This window comes from Streptomyces sp. NPDC051987 (assembly GCF_040680735.1).
Lineage (GTDB): Bacteria > Actinomycetota > Actinomycetes > Streptomycetales > Streptomycetaceae > Streptomyces.
The window spans coordinates 25638-37568 of the sequence record NZ_JBFAXI010000088.1 but is presented as its reverse complement, the minus strand read 5'-3'; the positions used below and the strand labels follow the sequence as shown (position 1 = coordinate 37568).

Genomic DNA, 11931 nt, shown 5'->3' with positions numbered 1-11931 from the left:
GTCGTGAGCGATGACCAGGTTCTCGTCGCCCTGCCTGAACCGCTCGGCCGCCTCCAACCTCAACTGCTCGCGGAAGGCCCGCCGTTCGTCGGTCAACCCGCCCCCTTGCGCATACCTCATGCGGTCGGCATACCGCAGGGATCATGAGACGTCAGCCCCTACGACACCACGCTTTGAAGGTCAGTAGCAAGGCGCTTCGTGGACTGTCGTGGCTGCGGAGATCGTGAGCGCCCTCGTACGGGATCCCGGCATGCTTGATCGCCTACACCACGACGCGGGACATCACCTTTACCACGCACGCGACCATGTGCCGGCGCCCAGTCCCTCCACTCTTCCACATGCTCTTCAGTAAGGTCCTGGAGACGGATATTGCCGGGTTTGCATACTCAGCCCTAGCTTCCTTCAACGAGTCGAAGGTGCGCCTCAACTGCTTACGCTTCCCAGTTTCGGGGTCGATTCCCGCGTCGACAACAAACCGGTATCGAACCTTCCCCTTCAAGTTCGGCGGAAGTTTCTTGATGGGATCGGACAGAATACTCACTCTCCTCGAGAAGGCGGCCGCTAGTTTGCCTACCCCGATCGGTAGACGTGCGTTGTGAAGTCATGTCTGCGAACACCGTCAATACTCCGCACGATCCTCGGTTTCGGTAACCGGGGATCGCCTGCTATGTATCGCGCCGCACTACGGGAGCCTGACCGTCATCCCCTACTTCGTCTCGGTCAGGCGCCAAAAGTACGATCCGAGAGTGGGGGTCACTCCATCGGTGACGAACCCCAGTAGCCCGTCGCCGGTGAGGCGGTCGAGGTTGCTGGGCCCGAGACGCTCGAGTCGCCAAGCTCACGAGGACAGACGGGAGCGGGGAAGCCGAGCAGATCGGATTGCGGGAATCTGCGGTGGACCTCCTTGGGAATCGCGCTCGTTCACGAGACCAAGTGGCGCGGGCTGCGGACTGGGGACTGGAAACGGCCGACCATCTGCCGGTTCGGCTCAGAACCCCGCGTCCCTTGGCCTCGATCTTTCGTGACGGTCTGCCGACGGAGTTGGCAGACCGTTTCGCGTTTTGCGTCTGATGATGGGCAGGTCGACTTCCCGTCGGTCGCGTCGGGTGGGCGTCGGGTTCCAGGGCTCCGGTTGGGTGTTGCTGTTCGCAGGGGTGGAAAGGTGCTGGTCAGCCGGGGGTCGGCAGGGCGCGGAGCCGGTCCAGGGCTTTGGTGATCACGTTGGTCCAGGGCCAGTGCTTCGCGAGGCGGAGGCAGCGGCGACGGCCGGTGGTGACGAGCTGGGCGGCGGTGGAGAAGAGGCGGAGCCGCAGGCGGCGGGGCTCCCAGAGCCGGGCCTTGCCGGCCAGGGCGAGCAGGGGCATCCAGGCGAGCTGCCAGGACCTGTTGAGCAATATGAGCTGGACGTTCGAGGAGCTCATCGCGTACGCGTCCCGCGGCACCTGGGTGAAGGCCGGTGACGTCCTCGGCTCCGGAACCTGCGGCAACGGCGGCTGCCTCGGCGAGTTGTGGGGCCGCAACGGGACGCGGACACCGCCTCCGCTCGAACCCGGAGACATCGTGGAAGTGACAGTCGAGGGCATCGGTTCGATCCGCAACCGAGTCGTCCCGGGCGAGCAGCCCGCGCAGATCACCCCTGCCCGCCGACGGCCGCGCCTGCGCAAGCGGACAACCACCGACAGGGCCAGGAAGGCCAGAACCGGGAAAGTCAGAAACGCCTCTTCATGGACAAGGTGCCGGCGAGCGTGCTGGACGCCGTCTCCGACATACCAGCCGGAACGACGATCGCCGTCGGCGGCTTCGGCCTCAGCGGAGTTCCCAGTGCGCTCATCCAGGCTCTCCACGCACACGGCGCACGCGGTCTGGAGGTCCGACAACCCGATGTTGCAACGACTGATTGAACCCACCCAATACGCGTCAGTTCGCCTCGCCGAACACCTCGATGCGGCCCGCATCGCGGCCTCGATCGGCTCGGTGGGCGACGCCTACGATTGTCAGTCTTTTCGCACGGATCCCGCAAGGATCAACGCCGTGAGCGAGGCGTTCAACAGCGTGCTCAAGGTCGAGTACCGTCCACTCGCACACCTCCCGCACCCGCACCGAGGCCCGCATCAAGATCGCCACCACCGGGCGGCTACACAGCGTGTGCGGCTTCGAGAGCCCGATCGACTACGAACGCGAATACCGGGCCCCCTCACCGAGGGACTGGCCGCATAGATCGTCTCCACGCTGCGAGGGATTGACACTCGTCGGCTGAAGAGTCCCGCGGTTCTTCTGGCCGGTTTACCGGACTCTGCCGAGCAGGCGTGTTGCGTGGCGGATGGCGGCGATGACGTGGCGGTCGTCGGTTGCGCGGGTGGCGACGGCGATCTCCACGGGCGGTCCGTCGAGCGGGACGAACCGGACGTCCGGGTGTGGGTAGAAGCGGCCTGCGGCTTCGGCGTGCAGGGCTATGCGGCCGGTTGTCGCCACGGCTCCTGGTATGGCGGCGGGGTGGCGCAGGGCGCCGCGGCTGTGGGACCCGTCGGCGGCGGGGCCGGACCATGCTTCGAGCGCGGGATGGGCGAGGGCGGTCGGCAGCCACGGGCTGTCACTGACGTCGGCCTCGGTCAGACGGTCGGCGTCGGCGAGAGGGGAGCGGGCGGGGACGACCACGACCCGGGGCATGGTCAGGGCGTGCTCGAAGACGAGCCCGTCGACGGGGCCGACGTACTGGACGATGCCCACGTCGACGCGGTGGCTGCGGACCGCTTCGTACTGGTCGGCCAGGTCCAGTTCGGCGTAGGAGAAGGCGATGTCGGGTTCTTGGCTGTGCATGGCCTCGGTCAGGTCCGGCCAGCGTTCGGCAAGTCCGAATCCCAGGACGCCCAGTGTGAGGAGCTTTTCGTCGGTGGTGGGGCGGCCGTGGCGGTGTTCGGCGAGGGAGTCCACGGTGGTGAGCAGGGCTCGGGCTTCGGCGATCAGCAGCTCGCCCTCAGGGGTGAGGGTTACCCGGCGGCTGGTGCGTTCGAAGAGCCTGGTGCCCAGTTCCCGTTCCAGGCGCTGGATGTGGCGGCCGAAGGGCTGAGGGCTGATGTAGTGCCGCTGTGCAGCCCTGCCGAAGTGCAGTTCCTCCGCCAGTGTCACCGCGTAGCGAAGCGCCCGGATGTCCATGCCTGTGCCTCCGTGCCTCCCGCTCCGTACCGCCCGCATTGCCGGTGCTTCCGTCTACGTCAGAGGAGTCCGGGCCGTCAACACCTCGGTCACAGCCGGTTCACAACCATTTCGGCTGATGATCCCCGGCGTGCTCCTCTGGTGAGGTGAGTCCACGGGAGGCACTGCCTCTGTGGCTCGGATGACGAAGGAGTCATCATGGCTCGGCATCGCGTTGTGCTGCGCGGCGGCACCGTCCTCACCATGGATCCGCGTCTGGGGAACCTGCCCCGCGGTGACGTGCTGATCGAGGACGGTGTGATCGCCGCGGTGGCACCGGACCTCTCCGTCGACGAGGCGGAGACGGTGGACGTCACGGGGCACATCGTGGCGCCCGGCATGATCGACACACATCGGCACACCTGGCAGACGCAGCTGCGCGCCCTGTGCGCCGACTGGACCCTGGCGGACTACCTGTTCGGCATCCGGCTCGGCGTGTCACCGGCCTACTTCGCCGAGGACGTCCACCTGGGCAATCACCTCGGCGCCCTGGACGCCCTGAACTCCGGCGTCACCACGATCCTGGACTTCTCGCACTGCAACAACACACCCGAGCACGCCGACGCCGCGATCACCGGTCTGCGGGACGCGGGGATCCGCGCGGTGTTCGGCTACGGCTTCTTCGAGTCGAACCCGCTCCAGCCGCCGCACTTCACCGACCACGCCCTGCGCCTGGCGGACTTCCGGCGCGTCGCCGACGCCCACTTCCCGAGCCGGGACTCGCTGGTGACCCTCGGGGTGGCGCTCACCGAGTACGGCACGCGGCCGTTCGACACCACCCGCGCCGAGATCGCCGCCGCCCGCGAACACGACGCGCTGATCGTCACGCACACCGGCTGCGTGTGGTCACTGCCGAGCGGCGTGCGCGAATTCGCCGCGGCGGGCCTGCTCGGGCCGGACCAGGTCCACGTGCACTGCAACACCCTCACCGACGAGGAGTGGCGCCTGCTGGCCGACCACGGCGCCAAGCTGTCGATCTCGGTGGAGACCGAACTCAACATGGGTATGGGCCGCCCCGCCTTCGCCGCGGCCCGCCGGCACGGCATCAAACCGACCCTGTCCTGCGACGTCGTCTCCCTCAACACCGGCGACCTGCTCACCCAGACCCGTATGGGCCTGTCGTTCCAACGCTGGGCCGACACCGAGGAGCTCAACCTTGCCGGCTCGGATCCCACAACGGTGACCGTCACCGCGCAGGAGGCGCTGGCCTGGACCACGGTCAACGCGGCCGAGGCGATGGGACTCGATCACCGTATCGGCAGCCTCACCCCCGGCAAGCAGGCCGACATCATCGTGACCGGCGGGCCCGGTATGTCCCAGCACCCGCACCTCGACCCGGCCGGCACCCTCGTCTTCCAGACCACCCCCGCAGACGTCCGCCACGTCCTGGTCGCCGGCCGCTTCGCCAAGCGCGACGGCCGCCTCACCGGCACCGACCTTCCGGCCTTGCTCGCACGGGCGGACGCCTCGGCCGAAACAGTCCTCTCCCGGCTCGCCGACGCCGAACGCCCCCTGCCCGGCACCCCTCCGGAGGGCTGGGGCCTCATCGCCAGCATGTCGTCGGAACTCCAGGCGACTCCGGAACACCAGCAACCCGGAAAGTAGTCATGCGCTTCGTGACCTATACCGAGAACGGCAACGGCGTCGGCGGCGACCGCGTCGGCGTACTCGACGCCGACGACCTCGTCCACGCGCTGCCACCCGGTATCCGTCTCATCGACCTCCTGGACGACCCGCAGCGATTGCACGACGCCGCGGACAACGCGCTGCGCGATCCCCGCGCCGTGCACCCCTACGCCTCGCTCAGGCTGCGGGCGCCGATTCCCCAGCCGCCGACCGTGCGGGACTTCATGACCTTCGAGAGCCACGTCGAGGGCGTGGCCAGACTGGGCGGACCAGAGGCGGGCCCACCCGAGCAGTGGTACGAGGCTCCGGCCTTCTACTTCGCCAACCCCTACGCCGTCCAGGGCCCGCAGGACGACGTGCACATCCCGCCGGGCTGCACGCGCTTCGACTTCGAACTGGAGGTCGCCGCCGTGATAGGCAGCGGCGGCCGGGGCCTGAGCGTCGACAAGGCCGAGTCCCACATCGCCGGATACGTCCTCATGAACGACTGGTCCGCGCGCGACCTGCAATTCGCGGAGATGCAGGTCCGCCTCGGCCCCGCCAAGGGCAAGGACAGCGCCACCACGCTCGGCCCGGTGTTCGTCACCCCCGACGAACTGGAGCCCTACCGGGCGGGCAACGCCTACGACTTGCGCATGACGGCGGCCGTCAACGGCACCGTCGTCGGCGAGGACATCTGGAGCAACATGGCCTTCAGCTACGCCCAGATGATCGCCTACGCCTCACGGGGCACCGAGGTCCGCACCGGCGACATCCTCGGCTCCGGAACCTGCGGCGGCGGCTGCCTGGCCGAACTGTGGGGACGCCGCGGACTCGACGCCCACCCAGCCCTGGCCCCCGGAGACACCGTCACCCTCAGCGTCGAGCACCTGGGCACCCAGACGTCCCGCGTGACCGAGCGTGCCGAGCACCCCGTCGGCGATCTGCGGGCCACCTCGCACCCGCACCACGGAGGCCGACGATGACCCCCGCCCACAGCCCGGCACCGGGCACCGCGGGCACCGCCCACGCCGTGGCCCCCGGCGTGTACGCCTGGACCCAGCACGACGGCTCCTGGTGGATCAACAACGCCGGGTTCGTCGTCACCGACGACCACACCGTCCTCATCGACACCTGCGCCACCGAGAACCGCACCCGGGACCTGCTGGGCGCCGTCGGCCGGGCGGCACCGGGCACACCGATCCGCTACCTGGTCAACACCCACCTGCACGGCGACCACACCCACGGCAACAGCCTGCTGCCCCGCACCACGGTGGTCATCGCGCACGAAGTCACCCGCGAAGGCATCCTGACCGACACCGTCATCGACGGCTGCCCGCCGATCTGGCAGCCCGTACCCGACTGGGGCGCGGTCACCCGGCGCGCCCCGGACCTCACCATCCGCACGGCACTCACCCTGCACAGCGCCGGCCATCCCATCGAACTCCACCACCCCGGCCAACCCGCGCACACCAGCGGCGACCTGATCGCCTGGCTCCCCGAACAACGCGTGCTGTTCGCCGGGGACCTGCTCTTCCACCGCGTCACCCCTCTGGTGTTCATGGGATCCCTGGACGGCGCCCTGCGCTCCCTGGACTGGATCGCCTCCTTCGCACCCGAACACGTGGTGCCCGGCCACGGCCCCGTCATCGACGCACACACCCTGTCGGCGGTGCTCGACCAGCACCGCGCGTACTACCGACTTGTGCACACCACCGCCCAGGCCGGCCTGCGCGACGGCCTCACACCCCTGCAAGCGGTGCGCACCTGCCGCCTCGGCCCCTTCGCCGACCTGCCCGACGCGGAACGCATCGTCCTGAACCTGCACCGCGCCTACGCCGACACCACCGGCCACCCCTTCGACCTGCCCCAGGCATTCGCCGACACGATCACCTACAACGCCGGGCCCCTCCGTACCCAGGTCTGACCGGCGCCGTCCTGCTTCAAGAAGCGCGCATCACCCGGGGGCCCACTCCAGGGTCCCGGTCCGACGGCTGTCCGGACATCGCCGGTCTCGGGCTCGTGGACAAGGGCATCGACATCGATGACCACGCCCACACCGACTACTGCCTGAAGCCCACGGACGAGATGTACGCCATCGACTCCGCCGACACAGTTGGTCGATCGTCCAAGACGCCGGTTAGCATGGAGTGAGCATTTCACTCCTGATGAAACGGTGGACCGAATGTCTCGCATGGCAGCGAAGGATCGACGAGAAGAACTCGTCGCCGCGGCATACCGTGTCATGGTCCGCGACGGAGTCGTCAAGACCACCACACGCGCTGTCGTCAACGAGGCGAAGATGCCGCTGGGCGTTTTCCACTACTGCTTCAACTCACGTGAGGAACTCCTCCAGGAAGTCATCACCCGCATCACGGACAGCGTCGTGGCCAAGGCGCGGAACGTGTTCGACGTAGAGGGCGACCTCAGCACACGCATCGCCAGGAGCCTCGCGGCCTTCTGGGAGGGGGTCGAGCTCAGCCCGGGAGAGCATCAGGTGGGGTACGAACTCACCCACTACGCGTTGCGCCAGGAGGGCTTTGAGGATCTGGCCCGCCGGCAGTACGAGCACTACCTGGAAGTCCACGAGCAGCTCCTCGCTGAAGCCGCCGAGAGTGCGGGCATCAAGTGGACGGTGCCCCTCCCCGTTCTGGCCCGCTACCTCAACGCGGTGCTGGAGGGCGTCACGCTGTGCTGGCTGGCCGACCGTAACAGCGATAACACCCGCGAGGTGCTCCGCCTGACCGGCGAACACCTCATGAGCCTCGCAGCCAAGGACGCGTGAGGTGAGTCGCCGGTGAGCACACGCTCATAGACACTGGCCGCCCCTCGTCGTATGGCGGCCACACCGGAAAGTCGGGTGGGCGCGGCTGTATCCGCCGCACCCACCCGACGTGGCTTCCTGTGATCAGCGCGTCACGTCAGTCGGGCTGTTGCGCGGTGATCTGTCCCACAGGGGGCGGAACTGGAACCAGCCCAGGAGGGGGGCCAGAGATCCTGCTCCCTCACCAACCGCGCCGTCTCGGGATCGATGAGCTGCGGGTCACCCGCGGCCATGGCCAGCAGCTGTGCCTGGCATGAGCGTTCCATGGTGATGAAGTACCAGGCCGCCCCGGCGACGGAGGCCCCGACCGTGAGCAGCCCGTGGTTCCGCAGAACGACGGCCTCTCCCTCCCCCAGCGCCACACCGATCTGCTGGCCCTCCTCGGTGTCGTTCACCACTCTGCGGCAGTCGGCGTAGATGGCGTGGTCCTCGTAGAAGGCTCCGGCGTCCTGGGTGATCGGATCCAGCGGGACGCCGAGGCTGGAGAAGGCTTTGCCGTGCAGGGAGTGGGTGCGCGCTGCGGCGACGACGTCCGGCCTGGCCCGGTGCACCTCGCAGTGAATGCAGAACGCGGCGTTGTTGACCGGGCGTTTGCCTCAGCCGGCCCAGTGCGACGTCACGCGGGTTCGCGGTGTCCCCACGGACTCGTGCGCCCTGGGCGGGCGCCAGGTTCAGGCCTTGGTGTGGGTTTCTTGAGGGTCCTCGTTCAGGCCGTAGACCTTGCCGTCCGTGCCTCGGAAGTGGCGATAGGCGTAGCCGGTGTCCAGGCGGTTGACCTCTCCGAGGAGCTCGACGCCGGCGTCGGCCAGTTCGGCGGAGGCGGCCTCGATGTCCTCGACCCGGAAGCCGAAGACGACACCGCCGTTGAAGCCGTACGGCGGGGTGTTGCCCTCGGCGTACACCTCCAGGATGCCGCCGTTGGCCTGCGGGAACATGGCGAATCCGGGGAACTCCACGGCCGCCGAGAGGCCGAAGGTGCCCTTGAGGAAACCGACCGTGTTGTCGAAGTCGTCGGTGACGACCGCGTTCCAGGTGACGCCCTGTGTCTTCATGTCGAGCTTCTCCTTGCGCGTGGTTCTCAGAAGGTGCCGGGAGTCCGACCGAGGGTGTTGCCAGGGTCGCCGGGGTCGGCGCCCTTGACCTGGCCAAAGTAAAGCTCGACCTGGGAGCGGAAGCGCTCGACGGCGCCGCGGTCGCTCATGAATTTTGCGAAGGCGTCGGGGTCGGTGTTCTTGTACGAGGCCAGGGCCTTGAGGCCGGTCGGCGGGGCGACGTCCTTGCGGACGGACCAGGTCCAGGTGGCGATGGCGTTCTTCTGCACTGCCTGCGAGTCGAGCCAGCTCAGGAAGAGCTTGGCGCCGGCCTTGTGCGGTGCGCGCTTGAAGACGGCGCCGCGCTGGGCCCAGGAGTTGAAGCGCTCGGAGTTCGAGAAGACCTGGGCGCCATGGGGCCGGGCGTCGCCGCCGACGGCGATGGAGGCGAGGTAGTCGCCGCTCGCCACCCCGGCGGCCGAGCCCGGGACGCCGCGGATCAGCTTGGGGTTCTGCCTGACCAGCCGGTCCAGGTACTTCCATCCGTACTTGTCGACGATCTGCTTGTAGCCGAAGAGGACGGCGTCGTCGTCGTTGGGGTAGGTCAGGATCAGCTTGTTCTTGAAGACGGGCTTGAGCAGGTCGGTGGCCTTGAAGTCGCTTGCCTTCGCGGGGAGTTGCCCGGTGTTGACGAGGTAGGAGAAGGCGCCGTAGAAGACACCGGTGTAGTAGCCGTCCTTGTCCTTGGCGTTGGCGAAGACCTTGTCCCAGCCGACCGGCTTGTACTTGAGCAGGTCCCCCTGCTTCTTCCAGCGGTCGAAGTCCTGGGTGGTCTGGAGGATCGCGGCGTCGGCGACGAGCTTGCCGGTGGCGAGCTGGTTGTCGATCCGGGCGTCGTGGTACTTGCTCAGGTCGGTGACCAGGTGCAGTCGGACGTCCGGGAACTGCTGGTGGAACGCGGCGGCCAGGCCGTCCCACTGGCCGGGGGCGTCGCCGCCCATGTAGACGGTGACCTTGCCGCCCTCGGCCACGGCCGCCTTGTGGAGGGCCTGGAGCTGGTCCTGCTCGCTCGCGATGGAGGGCCGGTGAGTGGTGGTGTCGGCCATGGCGGTCGTGGTCGCGGCGGTGACGCCGGTGACGGCCAGGGCGGTGGCGATGGCCGCGCCGATCAGCTTGTTCCTGTGCTGCATGGCGTTGTGCTGCCTTCCCAAGAAAGCGAACGTTTGAGGTTTCAAACGTTTCGATGTGGAGCACTCTACGCGGATTAGTTTGAGAGTTCAAACAAGGATCGATAGGGTGTGACCATGCCCACTACGCCACGCTGGCTGAACCCCGAGGAGCGGCGCGCCTGGCTCGCCTATGTCGAGTTCTCCACTCATCTGTCCGACCACCTGAACCGGCAGTTGCGGCGCGACGCGGGGCTGACGCATGCCGACTACACCCTGCTCGCCCACCTCTCCTCGGTCCCGGGCCAGACCCTGACCATGTCGGACCTGGCCGAGCGCCTGAAGATCACCCGCAGTCGGCTCACTCATGCGGTGACCCGCCTTCAGCAGGCGGGCTACGTGGACCGCCGCGACGACCCCACGAACCGGCGCAACCAACTCGCCGCGCTCACCGAGGCGGGGCGTCAACTGCTGGAGCGGGTGGCCCCCGGCCATGTCGAGACCGTACGACAAGCGGTCTTCGACGCGTTGACGCCTGATCAGGTACGCCAGTTCGCGGAGATCGGCGAGGCGATCAACACCGGACTCAAGAACGTGGACGCGGCTCAGGACGACGAGGAGACGCTGCCCTGGCGTCGCCGGTAGGAAGGGTAGCCACTGACGATCCGCGGGATGCGGACGCGCCGCCGGAGCCCCGGGACGCGGCGAAGCCGAAGTCGCAGGTGCCGGTCTGGCGCCAGGGCTGGCCTGATCGGCGCTGTCAGTGGACTACCAGCACATCCTCACGGCGCTCGCGGACCGGGGCCGACTCCATCAAGGGCCGCTGACCTGCCATGAAATGGCCGCGGCGTTCGGCATGGACGCAGTGCCGGCACGAGTGGAGGCACCGCGTTCGACGGCGAAACGCCTGGTCGCGCGGGGTTGGCCGGCCGAGCGGCAGCCGGGCCGGTTCACCCTCGCGGCAGGCGTGAGCGGGCAAGGCGGCGGGTCATCGACCAATGGATCATCGCCTCGGCGCCGGCGGACCGCCGCTCGAAGTCGCGCACCAGGCGCCGGGGGACGCCTCTCCGAGCGCGTCCGTGCGCCGTCCCACGTGGCACGGTCGCGGGGAGGAACGCCCGGCGACGGTAAACGGGCTTGGGGGCGTACGCTGTCCGGCCCCCAAGCCCGCTTACCGGTTCGGGCTGTTTTGAAATCTTTTGATCTACTACATCTTGAGGTACAGGGCCATGGCCAGTTGCTCATCAATCGCCTGCATCGAGGTGAAGTGCCCGTTGCCGATCTGGTAGTCCACGGGATAGCCGTTGTGTGTCGAGTTCTCGACTGCCTGGGACAGGCCTGCCCAGTTGTTCTCCAGATCCAGGGCCGACAGATAGACGGCGCCGGACCCGCCGTTGACCCAGGACTGGCTCCCGGCGTAGAAGGTGCTGTGGTTGCGCATCGCCTGGCCGACCCGGTAGGAGATGAAGTCGTAGCGGGCGCCCTCGGAGAAGGCCTGGATGAGGACGAGCAGGGCTCGCGCCTGGTCCTGACTGTTGCTCCTCGCCAGGTCGCTGATCGAACCCTGGATGGCACCCATGGTGATACCGAGGGAACCGCGGTCGACCCCGGCCTGTTGCTCCAGCTGGGTGTAGTTGAGCCACTTCCTCTCCTCCGTACGACCGTTCTGCCCCTGCAGTTCTGCGGGTCCGGCACCCAGCCGGTAGTAAACGCCGGTGTTGTCGTTCTGCCAGCCGGTCACGTACAGGTTCCGCGCGTTGATGATCAGGGTGATCTGGCTCCCGCCCACCCGCAGGGTGAGGGGGAAGTAGTCGTCGCTCGTCCGTGTGAGAACGATGTTGTTGTAGAGACGCCAGCTCTGGGACCGCTCGCGGAGGAAGCTGATGATGCTGTCGTACTGGTCGGCGTCGACGTCCGTCATTTCGAAGCTCATGCCATCGCTCGGGTACGTGTCGGCGGCCAGCTCGACGTGCCCGCCCAGCTTCTGGTGCTGCGCACCCGTGGTGAGGTTGCCGCCCAGGCCGGCGAGGGCGACGGCGCCGGCGAGGGCCGCCGAGAGTACGGCCGATGTGCTGAGCCTGCGGAAGATGTGTGCTCGGGACATGATCTGCGC

11 protein-coding genes and 5 pseudogenes are annotated in these 11931 nt (G+C 67.9%); 9 read left to right on the top strand and 7 right to left on the bottom strand.

What is annotated here, in order from left to right:
- Positions 1-262 precede the first annotated feature (262 nt).
- Positions 263-541, bottom strand: a complete 279-nt coding sequence (locus tag AB0M11_RS32990) for an Arm DNA-binding domain-containing protein (RefSeq protein WP_365711792.1) — start codon at positions 539-541, stop codon at positions 263-265.
- A 628-nt stretch (positions 542-1169) separates the two neighbouring features.
- Positions 1170-1373 (bottom strand): annotated as a pseudogene (locus AB0M11_RS32985) (transposase); the annotation flags it as partial.
- A gap of 4 nt (positions 1374-1377) precedes the next feature.
- Here AB0M11_RS32985 and AB0M11_RS32980 point away from each other — a divergent pair.
- Positions 1378-1614: pseudogene (locus AB0M11_RS32980) on the top strand (fumarylacetoacetate hydrolase family protein); the annotation flags it as partial.
- 110 nt (positions 1615-1724) lie between these two features.
- A pseudogene (locus tag AB0M11_RS32975) lies at positions 1725-1871 on the top strand (CoA-transferase); the annotation flags it as partial.
- A gap of 412 nt (positions 1872-2283) precedes the next feature.
- On the opposite strand, the gene AB0M11_RS32970 reads toward AB0M11_RS32975, so the two are convergent.
- The gene (locus AB0M11_RS32970) at positions 2284-3153 is read right to left on the bottom strand and encodes a LysR family transcriptional regulator (protein WP_365711791.1); all 870 of its coding nucleotides are present in this window, start codon (positions 3151-3153) and stop codon (positions 2284-2286) included.
- A gap of 198 nt (positions 3154-3351) precedes the next feature.
- On the opposite strand from AB0M11_RS32970, the gene AB0M11_RS32965 reads away from it, so the two are divergent.
- From AB0M11_RS32965 to AB0M11_RS32945, 5 genes are all read left to right on the top strand, one after another.
- Positions 3352-4797: an amidohydrolase family protein gene (locus tag AB0M11_RS32965; RefSeq protein ID WP_365711790.1), complete on the top strand. Its 1446-nt coding sequence runs from the start codon at positions 3352-3354 to the stop codon at positions 4795-4797.
- Positions 4798-4799: 2 nt separating this feature from the next.
- Entirely contained in the window at positions 4800-5783 is a 984-nt protein-coding gene (locus AB0M11_RS32960; protein ID WP_365711788.1) for a fumarylacetoacetate hydrolase family protein, read from the top strand.
- Positions 5780-6724: an MBL fold metallo-hydrolase gene (locus AB0M11_RS32955; protein ID WP_365711787.1), complete on the top strand. Its 945-nt coding sequence runs from the start codon at positions 5780-5782 to the stop codon at positions 6722-6724. Before AB0M11_RS32960 ends, AB0M11_RS32955 begins: the two co-directional genes overlap by 4 nt.
- Before the next feature lie 95 nt (positions 6725-6819).
- A complete protein-coding gene (locus AB0M11_RS32950; RefSeq protein ID WP_365711786.1) occupies positions 6820-6951 on the top strand; it encodes a hypothetical protein in 132 nt (43 codons plus the stop codon).
- A 40-nt stretch (positions 6952-6991) separates the two neighbouring features.
- Complete coding sequence (locus tag AB0M11_RS32945) at positions 6992-7582, top strand: TetR family transcriptional regulator (RefSeq protein WP_365711785.1); 591 nt, start codon at positions 6992-6994, stop codon at positions 7580-7582.
- 123 nt (positions 7583-7705) lie between these two features.
- On the opposite strand, the pseudogene AB0M11_RS32940 reads toward AB0M11_RS32945, so the two are convergent.
- The 3 genes and pseudogenes from AB0M11_RS32940 to AB0M11_RS32930 all read right to left on the bottom strand — a co-directional run.
- Positions 7706-8217: pseudogene (locus AB0M11_RS32940) on the bottom strand (class II aldolase/adducin family protein); the annotation flags it as partial.
- A gap of 75 nt (positions 8218-8292) precedes the next feature.
- Positions 8293-8673: a VOC family protein gene (locus AB0M11_RS32935; protein WP_365711784.1), complete on the bottom strand. Its 381-nt coding sequence runs from the start codon at positions 8671-8673 to the stop codon at positions 8293-8295.
- Between the two features lie 26 nt (positions 8674-8699).
- Positions 8700-9842, bottom strand: a complete 1143-nt coding sequence (locus tag AB0M11_RS32930; RefSeq protein WP_365711783.1) for an ABC transporter substrate-binding protein — start codon at positions 9840-9842, stop codon at positions 8700-8702.
- 114 nt (positions 9843-9956) lie between these two features.
- Here AB0M11_RS32930 and AB0M11_RS32925 point away from each other — a divergent pair, with 114 nt between their 5' ends.
- On the top strand, positions 9957-10463 hold the full coding sequence (locus tag AB0M11_RS32925; RefSeq protein ID WP_365711782.1) for a MarR family transcriptional regulator: 507 nt from the start codon (positions 9957-9959) through the stop codon (positions 10461-10463).
- A 35-nt stretch (positions 10464-10498) separates the two neighbouring features.
- Positions 10499-10809: pseudogene (locus AB0M11_RS32920) on the top strand (hypothetical protein); the annotation flags it as partial.
- 216 nt (positions 10810-11025) lie between these two features.
- Here AB0M11_RS32920 and AB0M11_RS32915 read toward each other — a convergent pair.
- Positions 11026-11922: a ribosome-inactivating family protein gene (locus AB0M11_RS32915; RefSeq protein ID WP_365711781.1), complete on the bottom strand. Its 897-nt coding sequence runs from the start codon at positions 11920-11922 to the stop codon at positions 11026-11028.
- Positions 11923-11931 lie beyond the last annotated feature (9 nt).